This window comes from uncultured Marinobacter sp. (assembly GCF_947488835.1).
Taxonomy (GTDB): Bacteria; Pseudomonadota; Gammaproteobacteria; order Pseudomonadales; family Oleiphilaceae; genus Marinobacter.
The window spans coordinates 1,383,611-1,407,711 of sequence record NZ_CANLBK010000001.1 but is presented as its reverse complement, the minus strand read 5'-3'; the positions used below and the strand labels follow the sequence as shown (position 1 = coordinate 1,407,711).

Genomic DNA, 24,101 nt, shown 5'->3' with positions numbered 1-24,101 from the left:
AAAGTATCTGACCACTAAACCAGACAAGGAAATACCATGCCATTTTCTCCAGACACAATTGCCGAGCTTAATCTGTTGTCGCAATTCGAATCATCCTCAGGCCAAGCTGGAATCAAGGTACACAAAAGTGATGCGGCCCCCGAGACCGTAGATGCCGCGGAGCGCCTTTTTGCCAAAGGCCTGATAACGCGGGATGACGGAGGTTACCTGACTCCTATGGGCAGTGAGGCAGTAGAGCTGACACAGAAACTGCAATCTATCCTCACGACATAATCGCCGCTGACCGATCCCTCAGAGCCACCTGTAATGGTGGCTTGGCCGGGGGGCTGTATCTGTTTTGTTTGCGATTCAGGCTCTAAACTGCACTTTGTTCCAGATACCTGACCCCGGCAGTCGTTTATGCGATCTTTCTTTTATTCGTTCTTTGTACCTGCTTTATTTGTATGGCTGTGGAGTACGGGCTTTATTGGCGCAAAATACGGCCTGCCCTATGCCGAGCCATTCACCCTTCTGCTGATTCGAATGCTTCTCACCCTTGGCTTGCTTGTGGTTCTTGCAAGTCTCCTTAAAGCCCGCTGGCCTGGCTGGCGGTCCGCTGGGCATCTTGCTGTAACCGGTCTACTGGTCCATGGCTGCTATCTTGGCGGTGTGTATTATGCCATTCAGGACGGAATGCCCTCGGGAATAGTATCGCTGGTGGTTGGTTTGCAGCCGCTGGTTACCGCGGGCGTCGCGATTTTTGTATTGAAAGAAGCCATTTCATGGCGGCAGTGGCTAGGTTTGGGGCTTGGCTTGGTGGGTGTCACTCTGGTTTTGCTTGAAAAGTTTGGTGGGGCAGGCAACCCGGGGGAGGCGTTTCCATTATGGACGCTGATATGGGCTCTGCTAGCGCTGGCCGGCATTTCGTTGGGTACCGTGTACCAAAAACGCCATGGAACAGGTGCAGACCTGGTGGCTGGCACCATCATTCAGTACGGTGCCGCCGCCTTGCTTTTCGCCGCTGGCGCGCTAATGCTCGAAACCCGCGAAGTAGTCTGGTCTCTGCAACTTCAGCTTTCTATGGCCTGGCTGGTTTTGGGGGTTTCTATTGGCGCGATTCTGCTTTTGATGTGGTTGATTCGCCGAGGCGCTGCTTCCCAGGTGGCAAGCCTGTTCTATCTTGTCCCCCCGGTAACGGCTCTGGAGGCCTTCTGGCTGTTTGATGAGCGCTTGGGCGTATTGGCGATTGCCGGCGGAATTGTCTCTATCACAGGCGTTGCTCTGGTAGTGTCGCAGAAACGCCCCGGCTAGGCGCGCTCCGGCGGGACCTTGGCTATGCAGGATGGCCACTTATAATGCGGAGTACCTGAATAATCTCATTCTTGTTCAGATATTTAGGCACCGCGTAGGTTCCGTGAGCTTCTTTCATGGCCGCTTGCGCCATTACAGAGAAGTGCTTCTCATTGATACCTTTCACTTCACGGGATATTGGCAAGGTTGCAAGCAGCGTATTCACACGCTGGATGAACTTGTCGGTTGCCAGAGAGTCTGCCTCTGTATCTGTGGCAAGACCACACAACCTGGCCAGTTTGGCCATTCGGGCTTGTGCGCTGTGCCGGTTCACCTCAAGTATGTGCGGCAGAACAATGGCGTTAGCCCGGCCGTGAGGAACGCCATATTGCGTGCCAAGCTGGTGAGCAATCGCGTGCACGTAGCCCAGCCCCGTTTTGTTCAGAGCCAACCCACCGTAGTTTGCAGCCAGCGCCATGGCATCACGGGCTTCGTAGTCCTGTCCGTTTTCACAGGCCTTTTCCAGATACTTGAACACGAGTTTCACGCCGGCACCTGAGTACAGCTCAGTTTCTGGCGAGGAGAAATCACTGATCCAGGATTCAAGGCAGTGGGTAAGGGCATCGATGCCCGTGTCTGCGGTTACCGATTTCGGCATGCCAGCCATAATCTCGGGATCCAGCGCAGCTGCTAAAGGAACCACTTTTGGGTCTATTACCAGATGTTTAATGTGTGTGGTTTCATCAGATATAACGGCGCCAATTGTGACTTCGGAGCCGGTACCTGCGGTAGTCGGAATCGCAAACAGCGGAATAGATGGCTTGCGAGCCTTGAGAATTCCGACCAACCCCTGAGGCGTTTTTTTGTTTGAAGCTGCCAGCGCCATCACTTTTGCAGCATCAATGGACGACCCTCCGCCAATCGCTAATACAGCGTCACATTCATTCTGGCGGAGCACTTCCAGCCCTTTATCGACCACAAGAAAACCTGGGTCTGGCGTCACACCGTGGTATACAACAGTTTTAACTCCGAGTTCGTTCAGGTGTTCCTCTATGGGGCTAATAACGCCCAACTTGAACAACACATCGTCGGTCACAAGCAGAACCCGTTTGAAGTCAAAATGCGCCATGTGCTCAGCCAGCCGGAGCCGAGACTGCGCCCCCAGGAACATGTTGGGAATCGGGCTTGGAATGAGTTTCGTTATCAGCTTCAGGGCTGCGAGCTGCGCTTTGGAACGCACAGGCGTGATCAAATCTTTAATCATTGCTGGTTTCCGATTAGTGATGTTTAGTTCAGGAGTTAACTATAGTCGGACAATATAGCAGGTGGAAGCAGTTCCTGTGTCCTTATGGTAACGACCACCATGGCATGTTTGAGGTATCTTTGGTGTCTTGAGGTTCCCGGCTTTTTTTATTTTGCTACAGAGAGCATGATGGTATGACCTATTGGCTGGTTGCAAACCCTGCTGCAGGCGATGGCCAGAAGGGACAGGAATTTTGGCTTGAAAAGTTGGCGAATGCTGGCATCACAGGCCCGGAGTGTTGCGACCTTCAGGATCAGAGTTGGACGGCGCAACTACAATCCGGCGACATAGTGATGGTGGCTGGTGGTGATGGATCAGTTAATGCCGCCGCCCAGATATGCCTTCAACACAACGCAACGCTTGCGGTGTTGCCGTCTGGTACAGCCAATGATTTCGCCCGAAACCTGGCCTTGCCGGAAGATCCTGCCGCTTTATGTGAACTGGTCCAGCAAGGCACCACGCAAAAAGTGGACGTGGCAGAGTTTGGGGATAGAATCTTTCTAAATGTGGCACACATAGGCCTGGGAGCGCTGTCGGCCAGCGAAGCTAAGGGCGCAGCTAAAAAACTGTTTGGCCGCTTCAGTTATGGGGTGGCGTTGTTAAAAAAAGTGAATGCCAAGCGGGGTTTTACTGCGGAAATATCGTGCGACAAGGCGCTCGTTCGCGGCCGCTGGTTGTCGATTGCTGTTTCCAGCGGCGCATTTTTCGGGGGCGGGAATGAAATTCCACAAGCGACAGCAGATGATGGATTGCTTGATGTGATTGCGGTGAAGCCGCGCCCTTTGTTGCAGTTGTTACTCACTTTCCTGCTGGTGCGGTTGAGTGGAAAGTCTCCTGATCGTACCAGCACAGTGGTGCACCTGAAGGGGAAGCGTTGCGACATTCTTACGTCAAAACCAAAAACCATGACGGTGGACGGAGATGAAGCGGGCAAAACACCGCTCCACGCTGTGTGCCGCCAACACTGTCTCCGGGTAATAGGGGCAAACGTTGTGCGCACGGGTGAAGCTGAAAACAGTCGGGCCGGGCGCTTAAATGGCTCGTAAATCACTTCCAAAGAGAGCGTTTCGTGGTTTTGCCTGGGTGTTCATTGCTCTGGTGCTGCTGTTCCTTTCGATGCTGCTCTTGTTTCGGTTTGTAAACCCGCCCACGTCGGCATTCATGCTCAGCTACAGCCTTGCGAACCCCCACAAAGAAGTGCAGCAACAATGGGTTAGTTTCTCGGATATCTCGCCCTGGATGCCAATCGCGGTGGTTGCCAGCGAGGATCAGCGGTTTCCCGATCATTGGGGTGTTGATTTTGTCGCGATTCGCAAAGCATTAGCGGAGTACCATGCTGGTGACGGGCTAAGGGGAGCCAGCACCATCACGCAGCAAACCGCAAAAAACCTGTTTTTATGGAATGGCCGAAGCTTTGTCCGTAAAACTCTGGAGGCTGGGCTTGCGCTCGCGGTTGACGGGGTTTGGCCCAAGCGCCGAATTCTTGAGGTGTATCTTAATATCGCCGAGTTTGGCCCGGGTATTTACGGCGTTGAGGCTGCGAGTAAGGCGTATTTCGGTATTTCTGCACGGCAGTTGTCCGCCAACCAGTCTGCACGGTTGGCTGCAGTGTTGCCCAACCCGAAGGTGTTGAGCGTTTCTTCGCCATCGCCCTACGTGCGGGATCGTGTTTTCTGGATTCGAGGCCAGATGGATCAGCTATCCGGGCTACACTACCTCAAGGATTTATAGAGAATTCGCAAAATAAAGAGAACCTTATGAAAGTGTTATTGCTGGGTGCTACCGGGTTGACTGGTGGGTTGGCTCTCACTGGCCTGTTGGCCCGTGACGAGGTTGAACGGGTGGTTGTGCCTGTGCGGAAGGCGCTGGAGCTCATTCACGCCAAACTGCAGCAACAGGAAATGGATTTTGATCGCATGGCAGATCATCCCGAGCTTTTTAAAGTAGATGTGATTATCTGTTGCTTGGGTACGACGATCAAAAAGGCCGGCTCTCAGGAACAGTTCAGAAAGGTAGATTACGGCTACTGCCTGCAAGCGGCTGAGCTTGGGCGAGCAGAAGGTGCCGGTGCGTTTATCTTGATGTCTGCCATCGGATCATCATCTTCTTCGACCATTTTCTACAACCGGGTTAAAGGTGAGCTGGAAGACGCGGTGAAGGGCCTCGGTTACTCGTATTTGTCGATATATCATCCAAGTTTACTGTTGGGCGATAGGCCAGATCACCGCCTCGGGGAAGCGATAGGTGCCAAAGCGATGCCGCTGGTTAATCGCGTGCTGTTGGGCCCGCTGGAAAAGTACCGGGCAATCGAGGCACAAACCGTTGCGTCTGCCATGGTTAACGAGGCTTGCAATCTGGGGGGTAAGTCGGTTGCCGAGCAAGTTGTCCAGGTTTATCAGTATGAGGACATTGTTGCGCTGGCAGGCGCCTCAGCCTAGGGTGACATCCAGGAACATCATCACCACAAAACCGATAAGCAGTGCGAAGGTAGTTTGGGCCTTGTAGCGGCTCCTGTGGGTTTCGGGAATGATTTCGTTGCTGATAATGAACAGCATGGCTCCGGCAGCGAAGCCCAGAGTCCAGGGCATTATCGGTTCTGCCAGCGATACCAGAGCGGCACCGAACAGGCCACCGATAGGTTCAGCTAGCCCTGTCAGAAGGGCAATAGTAAAGGCACGAGCCCGCGAGTACTGGATAGCCACCAACGAAAATGCAACGGCTAGGCCTTCCGGAATATTCTGAATACCAATGCCCAGTGCCAATATATAGCCATTGCGTACATCGCCGCCCGCAAAGCCAACACCTACCGCCATGCCTTCGGGAAAGTTGTGCAGCGTAATGGCGATAATAAACAACCATATACGGCGAATATGGGCAGCGTCCGGCCCCTCTGGCCCAAGATTGAAGTGCTCGTGGGGCAAGTTCTGGTGCAGGTAATACAGAGCCCCCGCGCCGGACAGAACACCGAATATCACAAGCAGTGCTGCCATCCAGGTTGAGCCCAGCAGTGTTTCTCCGTATTCCAGCCCGGGGATCAACAAAGAAAAAACCGAGGCCGCCAGCATTACGCCGGCAGCACCTGCCAGCATGCAGTCCTGCAGCCGGGCAGAGAGATCTTTAACGAAGAATACCGCCAGAGCGCCAATGCTGGTGGCCAGCCCCGCTAACAGGCTTGCCAGCGCGCCGAGCCAAACGATACTGATGTCGGCAGTCATTCCGTTTTGTACGTAGGGTATATCGAGCGAGACAGCGTTGGCTCACAACCAACAACTTGCCTCGCTTGTTTGTGTGCATGCAGATACCAACGTTGACCCGATTTGGTAAAGGTATCCGGGGTAACCAGAAAGTCAGTTGTTTCCATGGTGACAGGGATAGGTGAGCCATCAGCATGGCGATACACACAACTGACACCAAGGGTGGCAGATTCAGCCGCAGGCAATTCTATGAAGCCATCATCGCGGATCGTTGGCGTGTCGCCGTCCACACTGATAATTTTAAGGCACGGGCCGTAGTGAACCCTGTTCTGTTCTTTCAGATGTTCGCTCAGGCAGTGTTGGGAGCTCAGTAAAATGGCGCCACGGCCTATTGCTTCCGTACTTTCGCCTGGCAACGACTGGCAGCCAGCCAATACAAGAAAACAGGCCAGAAAAAGCGTGACGACAGGCTTCATGGTGACTCCTTGTTGCATTGAACAAGTGGGATTGTTCGGGAACAAGGCGTTAGTTTAGCGTAGCTATCCCGTTGGTACACGGGTGGATTTTCGAGACTTTACATTCCGGCATTGGTGCTCTCGAAAATCTTGTCGGCTGAGGCTGCAACAAACCCGCTGTATAGGTTGCCGTCGGGCTTCTGGTAGCGCAAGGCGAACTCATAGAAACAGCTGGGAATCGTCATTTCGCGGTCGCTGAACTGAATAGGAACACGGTCGGCCATTGTGGATGACTGTTCAAGCAGCTCTTCGGGAGAACCCTTTACTTCGCCACCGGCCGAGTTCACTGAAAAGCCCTTCTCGATCAAGAGCTGGTTTATGTCGGCCACTGTTTCGAAGTTGTTCAGGTGGTTTACGCTCACCGTGAAGTGATTCGCGCGGTAACCCCAGGCCGCGAGCCAGGCTGCATACTCGCTCTCTTCCACCAATTGGCGGTAGGTGCCGGAATCCAGATCCCAATGCCGTCCTGAGTATAGAAAGTTGTCTGCGGTAACCTGCTCTTTGGTAATTTGCTCAACCAGCTTTTTTACCACAGCCTGAAGCTCTGGTGAGCACTGTTCTGTCAGTAACTCAGAAATAAACACCTTTGGTGCTTCGGGGTCTGCGTGTTCATAATGTCGGGCATAAAGCTTCTTGCCTTCGAAGTGGTATTCACCACCTTCCCGGTACCCCAACGCCAGAAAATGCGCCGCGAGAGCATCCAGCCCAACCGGCTGCAGGTTGAAGGTGCGCAGGGCGATATGATCGTTGATGATGGCATGGCCTTCTTCTGCACCCAGAATGCGATGGATTTTGGCGGCCGAGGGTGTAACAGCTTTATAGTCCTGCCAGAGATTTTCGAACAAGACGTTGCGATCAGTATGCATAGCTTAGCTCCGTAGCCGTAGTTCTGTTTCGTGCCGTCGATGTTGCATGGTTCAGGGGCAAAATGCGTGACGGATCGCCGTTTTCAAGGCAAAGCTGTTTCGCCAGAGAGCGAGAAATAATCAGCGCATCCGAACCTTCCGAAACCTCAGATGTGACGGTAGCCCGAAAGTTTGCGGTTCCTGTGTTTGCGATCAGCGTTGGTTCATTTTGTTCGTGGTTGGTGCGGCCAAAGAGTGCATTGGGGCCTGCAACGTAATCATCCACTCTAACGCGGTGCTCGGAAGAGGATCTGACGCTGAGTATCTCTGCCAAGGCGCACTCTACCGTTGGCCCCGCATCAAACAGGTCTATCAATCCTTTGTGCTTAAAACCCTCTGCTTCCAGAATATTTAGGGCTGGCCGGGTGTTGTTATGCACTTGGCTAAGCACAGCTCGAGCCTCCGGGCTCATCAGGCACGTATAGAGTGGATGCGAGGGCATCAGTTCATCAATGAAATCTGTGTAGCCTGCACCAACCAGGTGGGTTGCCTGGGCAAATTCCATGTCAACAAAGTGCGTGCTCAGCCAGTCCCAAAAGGGTGACTGGCCAGCGGCATCCGAAACACCGCGCATTTCGGCAATGATCTTGTGTGAGAAGCGTTCCGGGTGAAGTGCCATAAAAAGAAAACGCACCCGGGAAAGCAGTTTGCCCGCATTGGCCCGACGAAACTCGGGACGCAAATAAAGAGAGCAGATCTCGGAATAACCTGTGTAGTGGTTGCAGCGGGTGAGGGTTTCCACGCTCTTGCGAACGTCAAGGTCCCTCGAGTGGTGGGTTACAGTGTTTCGTCGGAAATGGTAGAGCGGCTGGGTATGGCCGGTGTTTGCCTCAATACCACTGGTGCCAAGGATGTCGCCGGTGGCCTCATCTTCCAGCACAAACAGGTAGTGTTCATCACCAGGGCTGGTTACTGTGCGCTCAAAGCTTGCCGTGGAGTGAGCAATTTTTTGTGCTAAAGCGTCCCTGTCGGGCATTAGTGATGTGAAACCCGGGCCAGACTCTTCGGCTATCTGATAAAGGGTATTCAGATCTTTGTCTGCAATTGGGCGAATAATCATGGGCTGCAACCTGGCGTTGTTTCCGGACAGTATGCATTGAGACTTTGTCGGATTGCAGGTGCAGTTTGCACGAAATGGGCTATGATCTTATCAAAATAACGGAGATGTTAAGCACAATGATGAAAAGCAAAGACCAAAAGCTACTAATGCTGCTGCGCCAGAATGCCAGAACCAGCATTACGGACCTGGCCAGAGCTTTGCAGTTGTCCCGCTCAACGGTGCAAACCAGAATCTCCCGGTTGGAAGCCAGCGGAGTGATAGCCGGGTATGCGGTGCAGCTGGGGGGAGCGTTTTCTGCCAGCCAGGTGGAAGCTCATGTCTCTATTAAAGTGGCCCAAAAGTTAACAGCGCGAACAAACAACGCACTCGAGGGCATTAGCCAGGTAGCGCAATTATTTTCAGTAAGTGGAGAGTACGATCTGATAGCGATCGTGCAGGCTCAGTCTCTTGAGGAGCTGAGCGCGGTGTTAGACGAAATTGGGAACCTGGAGGGCGTTGAACGCACTAACTCAGCCGTGGTGTTGGAAACCCGCTTCCGGCGTTAGGCGTGTGTTCGCAGCCTTTTGCATTGATGTCTCAGGTACCCAGCATTCCGGAAAAAGCGCTGTACAGGAACGCAGCAGAGCCAAGCAGGATAAATCCCCAGGCTGGGAAGATAAGGACGGAGCGGGTCGTCGACTGCCTCATGGCGGTCTCCTCTGAGAGGTTAAATTCGATAAGCTTCGAATTTCACTCTAGACCAATCTTGATGGATGTCATACAAAAAATAATCAACTTTTTTGAGCGCGAGACAAAAAACGGGATGGATTGGTCATTGAGTGGGGTGTTTAATGCCATTGAGCTATCGCTAAATAACACTACTATTTGTGAAGCTGAATGAAAGTGCATTAGAGTGAATGTGTATTCATGTATTGGCCGGAATTCGTTAACGATAACAATAATCAGGAGTTTTTCATGGCATTGGATCCTCGCAAGCAGACCTCTTTGCACTGTTTGTATTATTGGGCAGAGAAAAGCCCTGAAAGCACATACCTCACCCAGCCTTATCCAGATGGAACACTAGAGGACATTAGTTGGAAGCAAGCTGCCGACCAGGTGTCGCGCATGGCTGCTCACCTGAATAGTCTTGAGCTCCCTGAGCGAAGCAATATCGCCGTTCTGGGCAAAAACAGCGCGCACTGGATTCTGTCGGATCTCGCTATCTGGGCCGCCGGCCATGTATCTGTGCCGCTATACCCCACGCTCAATGGGGATGCTGCTGCCTATGTTCTTGAACACTCTGAGGCAAAGCTGTTGTTCCTGGGTAAGCTTGATGGCCTCGCAGATGGCTGGAACGATATAAAAGGGCACATTCCCTCAGACCTCCCCATTATCTCTCTGCCCATGTCGCCGCGAGAGGACACCCCCAAGTGGCGAGATCTTATTGCCAAGCATGAGCCAGCTGCTCCGAAGTTACCGGACCAGGATGCACTAGCCACGATCGTGTATACCTCAGGAAGTACTGGCCGCCCTAAAGGGGTTATGCAAAGCTTCCGAGCCATGATGGCGGTTGCAGATGGTTTGCAGCAGATGTTCACAGTGTCATCCGAGGACCGCATGCTGTCCTATCTGCCGCTTGCACATGTGGCAGAGCGGGCAGCGGTTGAGACTCAGTCTCTGTATTTTGGCTTCCAGGTATATTTTGCCGAGAGTCTGGATACCTTCCAGCAAGACCTTCAACGTGCCAGGCCAACACTGTTTTTCTCTGTCCCGCGCTTGTGGATGAAGTTCTACCTTGGGGTGAACGCCAAGCTGCCCCCCAAAAAACAAAAATTGCTATTCCGCATCCCGATTCTGCGTTCCGTGGTGAAAAAGAAAGTGCTCAAACAACTGGGGCTGGATCATTGCCGGGCCGCACTGACAGGGGCCGCACCTTTATCGGAAGAAATCATCCTGTGGTATCGAAACCTTGGGCTGGAGTTGCTTGAGGTGTATGGCATGACTGAAAACTTTGGATACTCCCATGCCAGCAGGCCAGGACGAGCCAGGATAGGATTGGTTGGCGAGGCCAATCCGGGTGTGGAGCACCGCATTGGCGAAGGTGGTGAACTGGAGGTGAAAAGCCCGGGAATGATGATGGGCTACTACCAAAACGAAGAAAAAACCCGCGAGGATGTTACTGACGATGGTTTTCTCAGAACTGGCGACATGGGTGAAATCGACGCAAACGGCTATCTGAAGATTACAGGTCGGGTAAAAGACCTGTTCAAAACTTCAAAAGGTAAATACGTTGTCCCGGTTCCCATTGAGAACCGGTTTAACCATCCCTCGGTGGAGGTTGTTTGTGTGGCCGGTGCCAACCAGCCTCAACCCTGCCTGATGATCCTTTTGTCAGAAGACGTTCGGGAAGCGCTTGCAAAGGGTATGGATCGTACGGAGCTTGAGCAGGAACTGCTGAAAGAATTGGATGCAGTAAACGAAGGGTGTGAAGCCCACGAAAAAATATCCTTCGTGGTGGTTGTGAAAGAACCCTGGACCATGGAGAACGGCATGCTCACGCCAACCATGAAGATCAAGCGGAACGTAATTGAAGATACCTATAACCGCAAAATGGACAGCTGGTTTGAGCAGAAAACGAAAGTAGTGTGGGAATTATGACCGGGTAATGCAAAACGCCGGTGGCTCTGAGATCAGAACCACCGGCGTTTTCAGTTTGGCTACTTGCTTCAGAGCTGCGCTATAGGGTGCAGCTCTTTACGTTGGCCTGACTGGAATCAGTGTCCGCCTTGCATCTGAACGATATCGGGCGTTGCTTCTGCAGCCTTCCGGTTGAATGACCGCAGCTTGCGGCTCATGAACTGGACCGCCATCTTTGCTGCCGCACGTGTGTGCTGGCTTCTCACTTCAGCACCATTGTGGAGGATGCTGGATGGTAGCGGTTTAACGGTTGCCATATGTCTTTGTGCCATAGCGACTTCCTCCTTTTGGTGAGTTGCTATTTGTGATTGGTTAAAAACTATTAACCTGAGTTTACATTGAATTCTAAGGGTATTTTTTTGCAGCGTAAATACGTTAAACTCCGTACTCATGTTGCAAATATGCAGTAGCTATGGACTGGGATTATCTTCGATATATACACGCTCTGGCAATAGGCGGAACCCTTGCGAAGGCCGGAGAATTACTTGGCGTGCACCAAACGACCGTTTTGCGTCGACTCGACCAGATGGAAGAGGCATTGGGCGTACAGTTTTTTGAGCGCAACCGGGATGGGCTCCAGCTGACCCCGGTGGGGGAAACCGCCTTCCGCAATGCGGAAAAACTGTCAGTAGAAATGGAAAACCTCGAGCGCAAGCTGGTTGGGCAGGATGCCGCGCCTGTGGGCAAAGTGCGGCTGGCGGCGGAAGACACGATGATGAGCGAGTTGCTCGGGTCGGTTCTGGCTGAACTGGTGCGTGAGTTTCCCGACATTGAACTGGAAGTGCTCACCGATAACGACGTTACCAATCTTACCCACAGGGAAGCAGATCTCACCCTGCGCCCCGAGAACAAACCCCAGGCAACACTGGAGGGTGAGCGCATAGCGGCCATTGAATCGGCTGTATACGGCTCTGCCAGTTACTGCCGACGTCACCGTAATATGGATATTGAAAACCAGCCAGAAGACTGCCTCTGGATTATTCCGGATGACACCTTTAGCCACCTGGCAACCGGTCGGTGGTACCGCAAGCACCTGAAGCATGCCACGTCGGTCATCCGCTGCAACAGTTTGCACGCCATGCATGCGCTGGCGCGGTCAGGTGCTGGCCTTGCGGTTTTGCCATGCTACTTGGGGGAGGGCACCAAAGAACTCCGCCGCCTGTCAGATCCGCTCGAGGGCGAAAGTGTCGACCTGTGGGTGCATGTAAGCCAGGACACTCAGCAAATGGCGAGAATTCGAATTGTGAAAGAGTTTCTGGTGGACAGGCTGCGAGCTCAGGCCTCGGCAATCGAGTTCAACCCGACACCCTGAACACCGGAGCGTTTGCGCTCAGCCACAGAATGGCCAGAACTGATACCACCGCCAGCACTGGAACTCCTGCTCGCAGGATTTGAGCTGATTGTCGTACCGAAAAGCCCGTGCCTGCACCCGTGAAGCCAAGGCTGTAATCGAAGGCTTGCGGGCAAACGTTTTGCGGGCGTAGCCGCCGCGGCCTTCGTGGTATGCCAGGTAAAGTTGGCGTGGGCTATGAAAGGGAATGCCGAGTTGGCGATGGGAGAGGTGGTTGTACCACCCCACAAAATCCAGGGCGTATTCCATATCCGTGCGCACGGTAAATAAGCCATCGCCGTTAGCAGCAAGGTACTCGCCCCAGGCAGGGTCCAGTGCCTGGGCGTAACCGTACGCGGTGGTTGGACGGCTCCAGGGAATGAAACCCCATAATCGGGTTCTGGGTGGCCGGGCGTGACTGCGGAACGAAGACTCGTAGTACACGAAAGCCATCTGGGTAGCGATGGGTGTTCCCCAGCGTTCCTGGGAGTCTTTTGCATAGTCGTACCAAACCGTGTGTTCCCGAAAGATCTCGCACAGATGGTTCGGGTTGATGGGTGGTTCGGGGGCGAGCAAGCTGAAACGCAGTGTTGCCCAGGTGCCGATAATTAAGCCCAGAACCGGAAGTCCGTACCATTTCACGCGGGATCGCCACCGATCACGACGGGTCTGGCGCTTTCTTTTGCGTGGACGGGATCGCGTCCAGAGCTTTCCTACCAAACTGTCATCTCCGGAACCCATGGATTGCTTGCTCAGGGGAGGGTGTGCGTGTCATAAACGCAGCATCCATCAAACAGGATGATAGTTAAATGAAGCTTGGTACCCTAGTTAAACCTCTTTTAATCACTGGCCTGATGCTGGCCGGCCCCGCCATGGCAGCGCCTAGTGCTCAGCAGGTGCTGACGGCATCGCCTATCGACGATATTGTTGAACGCTACCCTGCAATGATGAGCGAAGGCATTCGCGAAGGCTTGAAACGCAGTCAGCAGCTGCCTCCCATGGTTGCAGACACCATTGGATACGTTGTCAGCAACAGTTTTCGTGCGGCGGATATAGAGCAACAAATAGTGAGAAACCTGGAGCGCGACCTCTCCGGGAAGCAGCTTGAAGCCGTGGACGGCTGGTACAAGACACCGGTAGCCCGGAAAATCTCCGCTGCGGAGATTGCGGCTTCAGACCCGGCCGCGTGGCAAAAGATTCAAGCCAAGGCTGCGGAATTGAACAAAAAGTACAAAGGTACGGATCGTGCCCTGATGTTCGAGCGCTTTGATCGGGCGGCCCGAGCCACCGAAAGTGCTGTAGATACCACCATTGCTGTACAGCTTGGATTGACGACAGCCATGGCTGCATTCAGCTCTGACTCAGCAAACTACGAAGAGCTTAAACGGAAGATAGAAAGCCAGCGAAGTACCATACGGGGCGTTGTTGAGCAGCAGGTATACAACAGTTATCTGCATACTTATGAAAAAATAAGCACTCAGGAAATGGGGTTGTATATCGATTTTCTGGAAAGCGGGCCGGGTTCTGCATTTTCGAAAACTGTCACCCAGAGTATTCAGCAGGCTATTACCGATCCGATTGAATCCATCGGCAATCAGATGGTTAAATTCCTCGCCCCTCAAAAGTGAAAGCGGTGCTGAAGAGGCTGGCTTCTGAAACAATCAGAAGCCAGTTTGCAAGCAGTGCCGGGGCGCTTAGCTGCGGCTGGTTACTTCCAGAAGGTGGTAGCCAAACTGGGTCTTGACCGGCCCGAGAACCTTATTGACTTCACCGCTGAACACCACTTTATCAAACTCTGGAACCATCTGGCCGGGGCCGAATGAACCCAGGTCGCCGCCGTTACGGCCAGACGGGCAAGAAGAGTGCTGCTTCGCTACTTCCGCGAAATCCTTGCCACCTTCAATTTCTTTCTTCAGTTCTTCACATTTTGCTTCGCTGTCTACCAGAATGTGGCGTGCGGTTGCCTGTGTCATGAAAACGTTCCTTAAATAAAATGAATGGGTAACTCTGAAAAGGAATGCTGCCTTTCCCCCGCGCTCTAGGCAAGCCCTTTTTATGCGTGTTTCTGCGGCCTCACGGTTACCATCGCAAACCTGTACAATGCCGGCTTTATTTAGCCGGTGCTGCGCTGGCCCTTACTTCTATAGGTTTGTTTCTTGATCTCTACTGCCAATATCACCATGCAATTCGGGGCTAAGCCCCTATTTGAAAATGTTTCCGCAAAGTTCGGTAACGGCAACCGCTATGGCCTGATCGGGGCCAACGGCTGCGGTAAATCCACTCTGATGAAGATTCTCGGTGGTGACCTGGAACCGTCTGCCGGCCAGGTTATGCTGGAGCCGAATGTTCGTCTGGGTAAGCTGAGGCAGGATCAGTTTGCCTACGAGACCTGCTCCGTCATGGACACAGTCATCATGGGCCATGAAGAACTGTGGAACGTTAAAAAAGAGCGTGACCGCATCTATTCGCTGGCCGAGATGAGCGAAGAAGACGGTATGGCGGTGGCAGATCTGGAAGTTCAGTTCGCGGAAATGGACGGCTACACCGCCGAATCCCGCGCTGGCGAACTGCTTTTGGGCCTGGATATTCCACTGGAACAGCACGAAGGGCCGATGAGCAGCCTGGCCCCTGGCTGGAAGCTGCGGGTGCTGTTGGCACAGGCGCTGTTCTCTGATCCAGATGTATTATTGCTGGACGAGCCCACCAACCACCTGGACATTAACACCATCCGCTGGCTGGAAAACATTCTGGTGGCTCGCAGCAGCACCATGATCATCATTTCTCACGACCGTCACTTCCTGAACAGCGTGTGCACCCACATGGCTGACCTGGACTATGGCGAGTTGAGGCTATTCCCGGGCAACTACGATGAATACATGACCGCGGCCACTCAGGCCCGCGAGCGCATGCTCTCGGACAACGCGAAGAAGAAAGCACAAATTGCAGAGCTGCAGCAGTTCGTAAGCCGCTTCTCCGCCAACGCATCCAAAGCAAAGCAGGCCACTTCTCGCGCCCGTCAGATCGACAAGATCCAATTGGATGAAGTAAAGCCTTCAAGCCGCGTTAGTCCGTTTATCCGTTTTGAACAAGGCAAAAAGCTGCATCGCCAGGCGGTCACCATCCGGGATCTGACCAAAGGTTTTGATGGCAATACGTTATTCAACAAGCTGAACCTGCAAGTAGAAGCGGGTGAACGTGTGGCAGTAATTGGTCCCAACGGTATTGGTAAAACCACTTTGTTGCAGTGCCTTGCAGGTGCTTACGAGCCGGACAGCGGTGAAGTGAAATGGACGGACAGCGCCGAAGTGGGCTATTACGCCCAGGACCATACGGACGATTTTGCTGACGATGACACGCTGTCGGAATGGATGGCACAGTGGACTACCGGTGGTGAGCAATTGGTTCGTGGCACACTGGGCCGCATGCTGTTCTCCGGTGACGATATTGGCAAGTCGGTGCGGGTAATTTCCGGTGGTGAGCAGGGGCGCATGCTGTTCGGCAAGCTGATTCTGCAAAAGCCGAACGTAATGCTGCTGGATGAGCCTACTAACCACTTGGATATGGAGTCTATCGAGGCGCTGAACCTGGCACTTGAGAACTATCCGGGTACACTGATTTTCGTGAGCCACGACCGTGAGTTTGTGTCTTCCCTGGCCACTCGGATTATTGAGTTGACGCCTGAGGGGATTACGGACTTTAGTGGGACTTATGATGATTATCTTCGTAGCCAAGGGCATCTTTGATCTGACATAGCTTAGAGGCTGGGCCGGCTGGCAGGGCTGTCCAAAAACCGCTGTGGATACGTCCGTGTACGCTTGGCTCCGCCATCCATGGCTCCGCACATTTTTGGACAGCCCTGCCAGCCGACCCGAATTAGGCTTAAGAGGTTGGATCAACAACTAGAGGGATTGAGTGTGAGCGATGGAACGGTAGTTCAAGCGACCCGGAAATGGGTTGAAGACGTTGTTGTTGGTTACAACCTATGTCCGTTTGCCAAGCGCGAACTGGTCCGGGACCGGGTTCGGTTTGTGGTATCCGAGGCTGATAACGAGGATTCACTTCTCCAGGCCCTGCAAACAGAACTTCTGCGTTTGGACGATGAGCCGGAAATCGAAACCACGCTCCTGATTCACCCTCACGTACTGCAGAACTTTGCGGACTACAACGAGTTTCTGGGTGCTGCCGACGGGTTGTTGACCTATCTGGACATGGAAGGCATCTACCAGATCGCCAGTTTCCACCCCGATTATCAGTTTGCCGACACCGAGCCGGATGCCGCCGAGAACTACACCAACCGTTCCCCGTTCCCCATGCTCCACCTGTTGCGGGAAGCCAGCCTGGAATCTGCGATTGATAACCATCCGGATGTGAATGGCATACCACCGCGTAATATCGAACTGATGAACGAACTCGGCGCAGAAAAAATGCGGACAGTTTTAGCCAATTGCGCTAAAGCATCTGAGAATAAAGGGGAGTAGACAGTAGCGCTGGTGGGGGCCTCTCTCCCAAAAATGTGCGGAGCCATGGATGGCGGAGCCAAGCGTACACGGACGTATCCACAGCGTTTTTTGGGAGAGAGGCCCCCACCAGCGCTTGCACAGTGCAGATGTAATGCAGGCCTGACCTTAGTTAAATAAAGAAGAGGCACCACAGTGGGACGACTGTTCGCACAAATTGATAGCCAGCCCTCCGAGATCGGCGAAATCACACTCCGCCGCCGGCGCATCCCAGCACTGGGTGACCGGGATATATTCGAGGTAAAACTCGGCGAAGAATTCCTCATGTCCAGCATGTTCGTAGACGCTGAAGTCGCACTTTCAGACCTCGGGTTGAACGAAACGGAAGGCGACAACCTGAGCGTTGTCGTTGGAGGCCTCGGGCTAGGCTATACCGCCGTGGCCGCACTCAGGCACGATCGGGTAGGGGAGCTGCTGATCGTAGAATACCTGGAGCCGGTTATCCGCTGGCACCAGCAAGAATACGTGCCCCTTGGCAAAGATATTAACGCCGATGCCCGCAGCCGCTACATTCATGGCAGCTTCTTTGATCTTGCCATTGCCGATCCCGAGTGCGGCGGATTTGATCCACAAGCGCTCGGCAAAAAGTTTGACGCCATCCTTCTGGATATCGACCACTCGCCTCGCGCGCTGCTGAGCGACTCCAACGCCAGCTTCTACACCACCGAGAATATCAGCCGTATGGCTCGGCAACTTAAACCACGTGGTATCTTCGCTATGTGGTCTAATGAGGGGGAAGACGCCGTATTCATGGAAGTGCTACGGGAAGTATTTACCGAAGTGGTCTGCCATGTAGTGAGCTTCTACAACCCGTTCCAGAACAGGGAATCGTTCAACACTGTATACGTGGCCCGCAAACCGGGCTGAAATAGCCGGCGAGTGTAAGGAGAGCGTATGCCCGTGACAACCTACCGAACTCGACCCTTCAGTTCGAACCAGCGCCTCCCGGAGTTGGATGCGCCGCCGGTTTTACATGAACCGGCGCAGGCTGGTGAGTTGCTGGCAGATTTTATTCACCGTTATCCCAAGCTGATGATCCTGACAGGTGCAGGCGTAAGTACAGACTCCGGCATCCCCGACTACCGCGATGGCGAAGGTGCTTGGAAGCGAAAGCAACCGGTTCAGCATCAGGAGTTCATGGAGAACCATGAAACCCGCCAACGATACTGGGGGCGCAGCCTGATTGGCTGGCCAGTCATTCGCAACGCAAAGCCAAACCCCTCCCACTTCCATATCGCAGAACTTGAGATGCGTAATCACGCCAGCCTGGTGGTCACCCAGAATGTAGATCGTCTGCATCAAAAAGCCGGCACACAAGGGGTGAGTGATCTGCACGGCCGTGCGGATGAAGTATTGTGTATGAGTTGTGGTTACAGATGCCCCCGAGACGAAGTGCACGAGCGCTGTGCAGATCTCAATCCGGCGTTTCAGGGCTTCAAAGCGGAAGCTGCTCCAGATGGCGATGCTGATTTGAACGTGGATTTCACCGGTTTTCGCCTCGCAGACTGCCCAAACTGCAGCGGCATACTCAAACCGGATGTTGTGTTTTTTGGTGATTTTGTACCGAAGCAACGGGTGGAATTGGCGAAGGACACGCTCAAGGCCAGTGACGGGTTGCTGGTTATTGGGTCTTCTTTGATGGTTTACTCCGGCTTTCGCTTTTGCAGGTATGCAAAGGAGTTAGGTATGCCGATAGCTACCCTCAATCTGGGCCGTACGCGTGCCGAGGAGTTGGCGGAATTGAAACTGAATGCAAGAATCGGGGAGACCCTGAGGGCCTCCCTCGATCACCTATAGGTCGGGCGCTGCTTACGCCCCTACAAGGTTGTACACAAATACCGTACCTACAGCTACCGGCGTAATGAACCGCACGGTAACGTACCAAAGATTGAACATGGGCTTGGAGAGCGCCAGTTCTTCCTCCATGGCCTTGCGGGACATAATCCAGCCAGCAAATACTGCAACCAGCAAACCGCCCAAAGGCAACATGATGTTGGCGGTAAAGAAATCCAGCAGGTCAAAGATGGTTTTGCCTTCCAGCATGGTGATCCATCCCAGTGGTGCAAAGCCCGACCACAGGTTGAGGGAAAGGATCGAGGCAATGCCCAAAGCCCAGCACACAAAACCTGCCCCCAATGCACTTTTGATGCGATTCATGCCTTTTTGTTCTTCCAGCCACTCTACAATTGGCTCCAGTAGAGAGATGCCCGACGTCCATGCAGCAAAAATTAACAGCACAAAGAACAATGTTCCGAACAGGCTGCCCATAGGCATCTGACCAAAGGCCAGTGGCAGAGTTTGGAAGATCAAACCCGGCCCCGCGCCCGGTTCAAGGCCGTTCGCAAAGACAATCGGGAAGATAGCCAGGCCAGCGAGCAATGCCACGCCAGTATCAATCACGCACACGGCAATCGATGTTTTGGCGATGGAAATATTCTTTGGCAGGTAAGAGCCGTAAGCCATCATTACCGCCATACCCAGGCTCAGAGTAAAGAAAGCGTGCCCCAGTGCGACCAGCACGCCGGCGGTAGTGAGTTTGGAGAAGTCTGGTTGAAACAGGAAGGTTACCGCCCGCCCGAACTCGCCAGTGGTCATGGCAAAGCCAACCACTGCAAGCAGCAAAAGGAAGAGGGCGGGCATGAGAATGCTGACAGCCCGCTCAAGTCCTGCGCGAACGCCCTTGGCTACTACAAGCACTACCAGGGCCATGAACAGGGTGTGCCACATCAAGAGCGTTTTGGGGTCTGCCAGAAGGCTGGAGAAGAGTTCGCCAATGGCATCCGCAGACTGGCCCGTGAATTGCCCACTAGCGGCAGAACCCACATAGGATACGGCCCAACCACCAATCACTGAATAAAACGACAGAATCAGAAAGCCGGCGATAACACCGATTGCGCCAACGGCTCGCCAGGCAGGGTTCAGCCCTTGTTGTTTCGCAATCTGTTTGAGGCTGTTTACCGGGCTTCGGCCGCCGCGACGACCAATAAGTACCTCAGCCATCATGATGGGCAAGCCTATGGCGGCAATACACAACAGGTAAACCAATACAAAAGCGCCACCGCCGTTTTCGCCGGTAACGTAAGGAAACTTCCAGATGTTGCCCAGACCAACAGCAGAACCTGTGGCCGCAAGAATAAATGCAAAACGGGAAGACCAAAGCCCCCGTTTTTCGTTCGAACCTTCCATTGTGGCTGAGCTCGGACCATTAAAATCAGACATGATTGTCTCCTGCCAGATACTTGTTTTTGTTTGGAAGAACCGGGGCCCGGAGTTGCATAAGGCCCCGTTAAAAATGTCTACGACTATTCAGGCACCGGCAAACTGCTCGCTCGGTGTTTGAACCGCGCTTGCGCGTTTCCGGAAACGCTCTTCTGCCAAGGTGTTGGCAACCGCTCCGGTGGGAATGCCGCTGCTGTCAGAGCGTTTGAAGATCTCTGAAAGCGTCCGACCAATGCCTTCTACGTGAGCTCGCACTTCTTCTGAAGAGGCTCCGGTGCGCTCACAGAACACATCTATGATGCCACCTGCGTTAATTGCGAAATCCGGCGCATAGAGGATGCCGCGATCCGTAAGTGCCTGATCATGATCCGGGCGTTGCAGGAGGTTGTTGGCCGCACCCGCAATAACCGTTGCTTGCAGCCGGGGGATACTGTCGTCGTTCAATACTGCACCCATGGCGCAGGGCGCTACTACATCGACTGGCAGGAACAGAATGTCCTCGGCCGTTGCTGCATGGGCGCCGAGTTCGTCTACGGCACGTTGCATATTTTCCTGGTGAATATCGTACACCCAGAGTTCTGCACCCGCCTCTTTCAAATGCTGGGCCAGGCGGTAGCCCACGTTGCCCACGCCTTGAACGGCAACTTTCAAACCAGTCAGGTCCTCACGGCCGAGCTTGTGCTTTACCGCTGCTTTCAGACCAACAAACACGCCATAGGCTGTGGTTGGAGAAGGGTCTCCGTTACTGGGCAGACCATCAAAACCCATGTGCTCAACAATGCCGGCAACGTGTTTGGTGTGCCTACCCATCACTTTGAGATCGGGCACGCTGGTGCCAGAATCTTCAGCAGCAATGTACTGGCCACCAAGACCTTCCAGATGCTTACCCATGGCTTCCAGCAAGGCTTCGCTTTTTTGCTTGCGCGGGTCGCCAATAATGACGGACTTGCCGCCGCCCAGATCAAGATTGGCAAGCGCGGACTTGTAGGTCATGCCCCGCGAAAGGCGCAGAACATCGCGCAAGGCTTCTTCATCGCTGGCGTAGGGGAACATCCTGCAACCACCGAGAGCCGGGCCACGGGAGGTGTTGTGTATGGCAACAATGGCTTTGAGCCCGGTTTCCGGGTCACAGAAAAAAGACAGGTGTTCGTGGTTATCAAATTCGGGATGGCTGAATACAGTCATGGGATCACCTCTCTTCCTTGGCCCGAGCGGGCGCTAAGTTGCGGAAACTAAAGGCGACTATCTTAGCAGGTAGGAACAAATGTGCACTGCACATGACGTCTCGAAGACGTGCTGATATTGGCATGTTGAAATCCTCTCCACGTGGCCGGATCTCGGCGGCAGTGGCAGTGTTGTTTTTGTCGTCCGGCTTGTGGCCGGCGGTTTTGATTTCAGGTGCCCGGACCCCTCTCAGGGGGTAGCCCTTATGAGGCCGAGCTAAAGCTAAACTAATCGCTGTTGACGTTAACGTCAATTCGAAAAGCGGCGTGGCATTATCTAATCCATGGTGAAATATTAGTTGCATGTGCAAAACTTCCTGTCAGATCAACAACTCACACCTGCGGAAACTACTGATACGCCCGGCACGTAAATTTCCTTAGCTTGCGTAGATGAAAAATGCCGCATATCCCTACCAGTTTCAGCCCGCGAAGGTTCGTTCCGAACTGATTCGCATGCTCCCTATTTCATTGTTTGTTGTGGCATTTGGTGCTGCTTTTGGTCTTGCCGCCGTGCAAGAGGGGTTGGGGCCGATCGAATCGTTGTTGATGAGCACGCTGGTTTTTGCGGGTGCGTCACAATTTGCAGCCATTGATATGTGGGGGGCTGAGGTTTCGGTCATCCCCGTTATGGTTGTTGTGTTTGCCATAAACTCTCGCCACCTGTTGATGGGTGCCTCGCTTTATCCGATGTTGAAAGACGTTACCCCCGCTAAGCGGTATGGCATTTTATTGCTCCTCACCGATGCCAACTGGGCTGTATCTGCTCAGGAATACCAAAGTGGCAGGCGCAACCTTGAGGTGATTCTCGGGGGTGGCCTGGTGTTGTGGCTTGCCTGGATTGTTGGCACCTGGCTAGGCGTGTATTTCGGGGGGCTTTTGCAAGATCCGAAAAGCCTGGGGATGGACATGGTACTGGGATGCTTCCTGTTGGCCATGGCTCTGGGCGGCAAAAAGAACCCTCGAGTGCTGGTGGCCTGGACGCTGGCGGCTGTTGCTTCACTGGCAGCCTGGAAATGGTTGCCTGCTAACACTCATGTGGTGGCCGGAGCTCTTGCTGGCGGCGTTGTTGGGTATTTTTGGCTTGAAAAGAAACCCGAAGAAGAGCCGGCAGAGGGGGCATCCACATGACCATCGAAACCACCACTGGCGGCGTTCTTGTACTCATACTGATTATGACCCTGGTTACACTGGCAACCCGGTTCGGCGGTGTGTTTATCATGTCATTCGTGCGTATAAGCCCCCGTATTGAGAGCTTCATCAATACCATGGCCAGTTCTGTGCTGATTGCCATCATTGTGCCAATGGCGTTTGGTGGCGATGCGGGAGCGCTTGCGGCGCTCGCCGTAACGGCTGTTGTTATGCTAACTCTCAAGAAGCCACTGCCAGCGATTGCGGCGGGTATTCTGGCTGCGGCACTGGTGCGGTATAGCCTGCAGAGTAATCTGCTCTGAATTCATCGGCGGCACATTCGCCGGTTTGCACGAAATTCATTCAAGTTCATTTCACCTGAGCCGTTAAGCCAGTAGGTGACTAATGAACTTGGAGGCAAGCCCGCGCCATGATTGTGTCCAGCCAGATTTCGTTCTTGCAGGAAAATTCCCGCCACACAACGGCCTTTGACCAGAGCCAGCTTCGGATTAACCAGCAGCGATTGCCTGGTGCTGGCAATGGCAATTCGGCTGGCAACACACAGCTGAATGTTATTCGCGATGCGGCCTACAGGTACACAAGCCAGGAGCGATTGGGTTTCAGCAGCTCAAGCACTGTCAGTGGTGGCGATCGCGATGGCGTGTTCACCAGCGCCCAGCTTGCTGAGAAAACCACAGAACTGATGCTTCGTGGCCAACAGGCCATCAGTGTCAGCCGCGCGGCCTTGGGTGGTAAAGCCGGAGAAGCCAAAGGGAGCATGACGGTTGAGGCCAGCCGCTATATGTTCTACTCCGAGAGCGAGTCCCGTTCATTTACATCATCCGGCAGCATTTCTTTGGAAAATGGCGAAACCATCGATTTCACCCTGTCACTTCGCCAGTCGCAATCCAGAACCTATGAATATTCCGAAAGCCTGCGCATCGAAGAGCGCCCGATGACCGACCCTTTGGTGATCAACTTTGGCAACACCACGGCGAAGCTCACCGACACCTTGTTCGAGTTTGATCTGGAAGGGAATGGGAAAACCGGGCAGTTTGCCACTCTCGACAGTGGCAGCGGCTACCTGGTTTTTGATCGCAATGGCAACGGAAAGGTGGATGACGGCACCGAACTGTTTGGCCCCCAAAGTGGCTCCGGGTTCAGTGAGCTCGCTAACTACGATGACGATGGCAATCTTTGGATTGATGCCAACGACGAGGTGTTTTCCTCTTTGTCTGTTTGGGTGCAGGGAGCAGATGGCGAGCAGGCCTTGAGGTCCCTTAACGAAGTGGGCGTGCAGGCGCTTTATGTTGGCAGCGCAGAAGATAATTTCACTCTGACTAATAGCCAGGGCGTGCCGTTGGGAGAAATTCAGGCTTCAGGTATCTACCTGACCACCGATGGTGAGGTGCGCACACTCGAAGAAATCAATCTATCAGAGCAGAATACTGTGGACGTTCCTCCGGCACAGCAGCGTATTGAGGGTGGGGGTGGCAGTGGCCGCGACGGAAATGTGGGTGAAGTCGGTGGGCTTGAGGGAGCCAGAATAGAGGCCATTCGCGGCGCACTGGAAAAACTCAATGAATTGCGGGAGAAGCAAAAAGCGTTTATTGAGGAAACCAAGGATTTAGGTAAATCGGACTCACCGCTGGATGAGTACATGAGCATTATTGACCGGCTACGCCTTGAACTGCTGAGCAGCCAGAATGAGAAGCAGCAGGCTGCGAGCCGGTATCTGGAGTTTGCCAAATCCTGACTTGAT

The 24,101-nt window shown here is 53.6% G+C and carries 26 protein-coding genes; 16 read left to right on the top strand and 10 right to left on the bottom strand.

Going from position 1 to position 24,101, the window contains the following annotated elements; translation table 11 throughout:
• The first annotated feature begins 36 nt into the window (after positions 1–36).
• Complete coding sequence (locus Q0824_RS06470; protein ID WP_298448624.1) at positions 37–273, top strand: TIGR02647 family protein; 237 nt, start codon at positions 37–39, stop codon at positions 271–273.
• 126 nt (positions 274–399) lie between these two features.
• Positions 400–1,290 (top strand): DMT family transporter, encoded by an 891-nt coding sequence (locus Q0824_RS06465; RefSeq protein ID WP_298448622.1) that lies wholly within the window; start codon positions 400–402, stop codon positions 1,288–1,290.
• A gap of 22 nt (positions 1,291–1,312) precedes the next feature.
• Here the strand turns inward: Q0824_RS06465 and Q0824_RS06460 are convergent, their stop codons facing one another.
• The gene (locus Q0824_RS06460) at positions 1,313–2,533 is read right to left on the bottom strand and encodes an iron-containing alcohol dehydrogenase (protein ID WP_298448620.1); all 1,221 of its coding nucleotides are present in this window, start codon (positions 2,531–2,533) and stop codon (positions 1,313–1,315) included.
• 173 nt (positions 2,534–2,706) lie between these two features.
• Here Q0824_RS06460 and Q0824_RS06455 point away from each other — a divergent pair, with 173 nt between their 5' ends.
• The 3 genes from Q0824_RS06455 to Q0824_RS06445 are packed head-to-tail and all read left to right on the top strand — an operon-like array spanning position 2,707 to position 5,010.
• Complete coding sequence (locus Q0824_RS06455) at positions 2,707–3,618, top strand: YegS/Rv2252/BmrU family lipid kinase (RefSeq protein ID WP_298448618.1); 912 nt, start codon at positions 2,707–2,709, stop codon at positions 3,616–3,618.
• Positions 3,608–4,303 (top strand): monofunctional biosynthetic peptidoglycan transglycosylase, encoded by a 696-nt coding sequence (gene mtgA / locus Q0824_RS06450; protein ID WP_298448615.1) that lies wholly within the window; start codon positions 3,608–3,610, stop codon positions 4,301–4,303. Before Q0824_RS06455 ends, mtgA begins: the two co-directional genes overlap by 11 nt.
• Positions 4,304–4,329: 26 nt before the next feature.
• On the top strand, positions 4,330–5,010 hold the full coding sequence (locus Q0824_RS06445; protein ID WP_298448613.1) for an oxidoreductase: 681 nt from the start codon (positions 4,330–4,332) through the stop codon (positions 5,008–5,010).
• Here Q0824_RS06445 and Q0824_RS06440 read toward each other — a convergent pair.
• The 4 genes from Q0824_RS06440 to Q0824_RS06425 all read right to left on the bottom strand — a co-directional run bounded on the left by Q0824_RS06440 (position 5,002) and on the right by Q0824_RS06425 (position 8,246).
• Positions 5,002–5,787 (bottom strand): ZIP family metal transporter, encoded by a 786-nt coding sequence (locus Q0824_RS06440; protein ID WP_298448611.1) that lies wholly within the window; start codon positions 5,785–5,787, stop codon positions 5,002–5,004. The genes Q0824_RS06445 and Q0824_RS06440 overlap by 9 nt on opposite strands.
• Positions 5,784–6,242, bottom strand: a complete 459-nt coding sequence (locus Q0824_RS06435; RefSeq protein ID WP_298448610.1) for a hypothetical protein — start codon at positions 6,240–6,242, stop codon at positions 5,784–5,786. The genes Q0824_RS06440 and Q0824_RS06435 overlap by 4 nt, the downstream gene beginning before the upstream one ends.
• Before the next feature lie 98 nt (positions 6,243–6,340).
• Complete coding sequence (locus Q0824_RS06430) at positions 6,341–7,147, bottom strand: DUF1338 domain-containing protein (RefSeq protein WP_298448608.1); 807 nt, start codon at positions 7,145–7,147, stop codon at positions 6,341–6,343.
• On the bottom strand, positions 7,137–8,246 hold the full coding sequence (locus Q0824_RS06425) for an arginine N-succinyltransferase (RefSeq protein ID WP_298448606.1): 1,110 nt from the start codon (positions 8,244–8,246) through the stop codon (positions 7,137–7,139). Before Q0824_RS06425 ends, Q0824_RS06430 begins: the two co-directional genes overlap by 11 nt.
• 116 nt (positions 8,247–8,362) lie before the next feature.
• Between Q0824_RS06425 and Q0824_RS06420 the strand changes: the two genes are divergently transcribed.
• Positions 8,363–8,791, top strand: coding sequence for an Lrp/AsnC family transcriptional regulator (locus tag Q0824_RS06420; protein WP_298448604.1), 429 nt, complete (start codon positions 8,363–8,365; stop codon positions 8,789–8,791).
• A 409-nt stretch (positions 8,792–9,200) separates the two neighbouring features.
• Positions 9,201–10,883: an AMP-binding protein gene (locus Q0824_RS06415; RefSeq protein WP_298448603.1), complete on the top strand. Its 1,683-nt coding sequence runs from the start codon at positions 9,201–9,203 to the stop codon at positions 10,881–10,883.
• Positions 10,884–10,999: 116 nt separating this feature from the next.
• Here Q0824_RS06415 and Q0824_RS06410 read toward each other — a convergent pair whose 3' ends face one another.
• On the bottom strand, positions 11,000–11,194 hold the full coding sequence (locus Q0824_RS06410) for a hypothetical protein (RefSeq protein WP_200369013.1): 195 nt from the start codon (positions 11,192–11,194) through the stop codon (positions 11,000–11,002).
• Positions 11,195–11,334: 140 nt separating this feature from the next.
• Here Q0824_RS06410 and Q0824_RS06405 point away from each other — a divergent pair, with 140 nt between their 5' ends.
• Positions 11,335–12,234 (top strand): LysR family transcriptional regulator, encoded by a 900-nt coding sequence (locus Q0824_RS06405; protein WP_298448601.1) that lies wholly within the window; start codon positions 11,335–11,337, stop codon positions 12,232–12,234.
• Between the two features lie 18 nt (positions 12,235–12,252).
• On the opposite strand, the gene Q0824_RS06400 is transcribed toward Q0824_RS06405, so the two are convergent.
• Positions 12,253–12,894 (bottom strand): lysozyme-like domain containing protein, encoded by a 642-nt coding sequence (locus Q0824_RS06400; protein ID WP_298448599.1) that lies wholly within the window; start codon positions 12,892–12,894, stop codon positions 12,253–12,255.
• A gap of 167 nt (positions 12,895–13,061) precedes the next feature.
• Here Q0824_RS06400 and Q0824_RS06395 point away from each other — a divergent pair, with 167 nt between their 5' ends.
• On the top strand, positions 13,062–13,880 hold the full coding sequence (locus tag Q0824_RS06395; protein WP_298448598.1) for a DUF2059 domain-containing protein: 819 nt from the start codon (positions 13,062–13,064) through the stop codon (positions 13,878–13,880).
• 66 nt (positions 13,881–13,946) lie between these two features.
• Here the strand turns inward: Q0824_RS06395 and Q0824_RS06390 are convergent, their stop codons facing one another.
• A complete protein-coding gene (locus tag Q0824_RS06390; RefSeq protein WP_303596297.1) occupies positions 13,947–14,225 on the bottom strand; it encodes a peptidylprolyl isomerase in 279 nt (92 codons plus the stop codon).
• A gap of 183 nt (positions 14,226–14,408) precedes the next feature.
• On the opposite strand from Q0824_RS06390, the gene Q0824_RS06385 reads away from it, so the two are divergent.
• The 4 genes from Q0824_RS06385 to Q0824_RS06370 all read left to right on the top strand — a co-directional run bounded on the left by Q0824_RS06385 (position 14,409) and on the right by Q0824_RS06370 (position 18,566).
• Positions 14,409–15,995: an ABC-F family ATPase gene (locus tag Q0824_RS06385; protein WP_298448597.1), complete on the top strand. Its 1,587-nt coding sequence runs from the start codon at positions 14,409–14,411 to the stop codon at positions 15,993–15,995.
• Positions 15,996–16,166: 171 nt separating this feature from the next.
• Positions 16,167–16,730: a DUF1415 domain-containing protein gene (locus Q0824_RS06380; RefSeq protein WP_298448595.1), complete on the top strand. Its 564-nt coding sequence runs from the start codon at positions 16,167–16,169 to the stop codon at positions 16,728–16,730.
• A gap of 174 nt (positions 16,731–16,904) precedes the next feature.
• The gene (locus Q0824_RS06375) at positions 16,905–17,636 is read left to right on the top strand and encodes a spermidine synthase (protein WP_298448593.1); all 732 of its coding nucleotides are present in this window, start codon (positions 16,905–16,907) and stop codon (positions 17,634–17,636) included.
• 27 nt (positions 17,637–17,663) lie between these two features.
• Positions 17,664–18,566: an NAD-dependent protein deacetylase gene (locus tag Q0824_RS06370; protein WP_298448591.1), complete on the top strand. Its 903-nt coding sequence runs from the start codon at positions 17,664–17,666 to the stop codon at positions 18,564–18,566.
• Positions 18,567–18,578: 12 nt separating this feature from the next.
• Here the strand turns inward: Q0824_RS06370 and Q0824_RS06365 are convergent, their stop codons facing one another.
• Positions 18,579–19,988, bottom strand: a complete 1,410-nt coding sequence (locus Q0824_RS06365; RefSeq protein ID WP_298448589.1) for a sodium-dependent transporter — start codon at positions 19,986–19,988, stop codon at positions 18,579–18,581.
• Between the two features lie 87 nt (positions 19,989–20,075).
• Entirely contained in the window at positions 20,076–21,173 is a 1,098-nt protein-coding gene (locus tag Q0824_RS06360) for a Glu/Leu/Phe/Val dehydrogenase dimerization domain-containing protein (RefSeq protein ID WP_298448587.1), read from the bottom strand.
• Between the two features lie 428 nt (positions 21,174–21,601).
• Here Q0824_RS06360 and Q0824_RS06355 point away from each other — a divergent pair, with 428 nt between their 5' ends.
• From Q0824_RS06355 to Q0824_RS06345, 3 genes are all read left to right on the top strand, one after another.
• Complete coding sequence (locus Q0824_RS06355) at positions 21,602–22,339, top strand: AzlC family ABC transporter permease (protein ID WP_298448586.1); 738 nt, start codon at positions 21,602–21,604, stop codon at positions 22,337–22,339.
• A complete protein-coding gene (locus Q0824_RS06350; RefSeq protein WP_298448585.1) occupies positions 22,336–22,662 on the top strand; it encodes an AzlD domain-containing protein in 327 nt (108 codons plus the stop codon). The genes Q0824_RS06355 and Q0824_RS06350 overlap by 4 nt, the downstream gene beginning before the upstream one ends.
• Positions 22,663–22,769: 107 nt before the next feature.
• The gene (locus tag Q0824_RS06345; RefSeq protein ID WP_298448583.1) at positions 22,770–24,095 is read left to right on the top strand and encodes a hypothetical protein; all 1,326 of its coding nucleotides are present in this window, start codon (positions 22,770–22,772) and stop codon (positions 24,093–24,095) included.
• Positions 24,096–24,101: the final 6 nt, after the last annotated feature.

What these genes read in the sequence shown, in the direction of transcription:
- Q0824_RS06470 (WP_298448624.1), top strand. Translation starts at nt 37, where the DNA reads ATGCCATTTTCTCCAGACACAATTGCCGAGCTTAATCTGTTGTCGCAA.
- Q0824_RS06465 (WP_298448622.1), top strand. Translation starts at nt 400, where the DNA reads ATGCGATCTTTCTTTTATTCGTTCTTTGTACCTGCTTTATTTGTATGG.
- Q0824_RS06460 (WP_298448620.1), bottom strand. Translation starts at nt 2,533, where the DNA reads ATGATTAAAGATTTGATCACGCCTGTGCGTTCCAAAGCGCAGCTCGCA.
- Q0824_RS06455 (WP_298448618.1), top strand. Translation starts at nt 2,707, where the DNA reads ATGACCTATTGGCTGGTTGCAAACCCTGCTGCAGGCGATGGCCAGAAG.
- mtgA (WP_298448615.1), top strand. Translation starts at nt 3,608, where the DNA reads ATGGCTCGTAAATCACTTCCAAAGAGAGCGTTTCGTGGTTTTGCCTGG.
- Q0824_RS06445 (WP_298448613.1), top strand. Translation starts at nt 4,330, where the DNA reads ATGAAAGTGTTATTGCTGGGTGCTACCGGGTTGACTGGTGGGTTGGCT.
- Q0824_RS06440 (WP_298448611.1), bottom strand. Translation starts at nt 5,787, where the DNA reads ATGACTGCCGACATCAGTATCGTTTGGCTCGGCGCGCTGGCAAGCCTG.
- Q0824_RS06435 (WP_298448610.1), bottom strand. Translation starts at nt 6,242, where the DNA reads ATGAAGCCTGTCGTCACGCTTTTTCTGGCCTGTTTTCTTGTATTGGCT.
- Q0824_RS06430 (WP_298448608.1), bottom strand. Translation starts at nt 7,147, where the DNA reads ATGCATACTGATCGCAACGTCTTGTTCGAAAATCTCTGGCAGGACTAT.
- Q0824_RS06425 (WP_298448606.1), bottom strand. Translation starts at nt 8,246, where the DNA reads ATGATTATTCGCCCAATTGCAGACAAAGATCTGAATACCCTTTATCAG.
- Q0824_RS06420 (WP_298448604.1), top strand. Translation starts at nt 8,363, where the DNA reads ATGATGAAAAGCAAAGACCAAAAGCTACTAATGCTGCTGCGCCAGAAT.
- Q0824_RS06415 (WP_298448603.1), top strand. Translation starts at nt 9,201, where the DNA reads ATGGCATTGGATCCTCGCAAGCAGACCTCTTTGCACTGTTTGTATTAT.
- Q0824_RS06410 (WP_200369013.1), bottom strand. Translation starts at nt 11,194, where the DNA reads ATGGCACAAAGACATATGGCAACCGTTAAACCGCTACCATCCAGCATC.
- Q0824_RS06405 (WP_298448601.1), top strand. Translation starts at nt 11,335, where the DNA reads ATGGACTGGGATTATCTTCGATATATACACGCTCTGGCAATAGGCGGA.
- Q0824_RS06395 (WP_298448598.1), top strand. Translation starts at nt 13,062, where the DNA reads ATGAAGCTTGGTACCCTAGTTAAACCTCTTTTAATCACTGGCCTGATG.
- Q0824_RS06390 (WP_303596297.1), bottom strand. Translation starts at nt 14,225, where the DNA reads ATGACACAGGCAACCGCACGCCACATTCTGGTAGACAGCGAAGCAAAA.
- Q0824_RS06370 (WP_298448591.1), top strand. Translation starts at nt 17,664, where the DNA reads ATGCCCGTGACAACCTACCGAACTCGACCCTTCAGTTCGAACCAGCGC.
- Q0824_RS06365 (WP_298448589.1), bottom strand. Translation starts at nt 19,988, where the DNA reads ATGTCTGATTTTAATGGTCCGAGCTCAGCCACAATGGAAGGTTCGAAC.
- Q0824_RS06360 (WP_298448587.1), bottom strand. Translation starts at nt 21,173, where the DNA reads ATGACTGTATTCAGCCATCCCGAATTTGATAACCACGAACACCTGTCT.
- Q0824_RS06355 (WP_298448586.1), top strand. Translation starts at nt 21,602, where the DNA reads ATGAAAAATGCCGCATATCCCTACCAGTTTCAGCCCGCGAAGGTTCGT.
- Q0824_RS06350 (WP_298448585.1), top strand. Translation starts at nt 22,336, where the DNA reads ATGACCATCGAAACCACCACTGGCGGCGTTCTTGTACTCATACTGATT.
- Q0824_RS06345 (WP_298448583.1), top strand. Translation starts at nt 22,770, where the DNA reads ATGATTGTGTCCAGCCAGATTTCGTTCTTGCAGGAAAATTCCCGCCAC.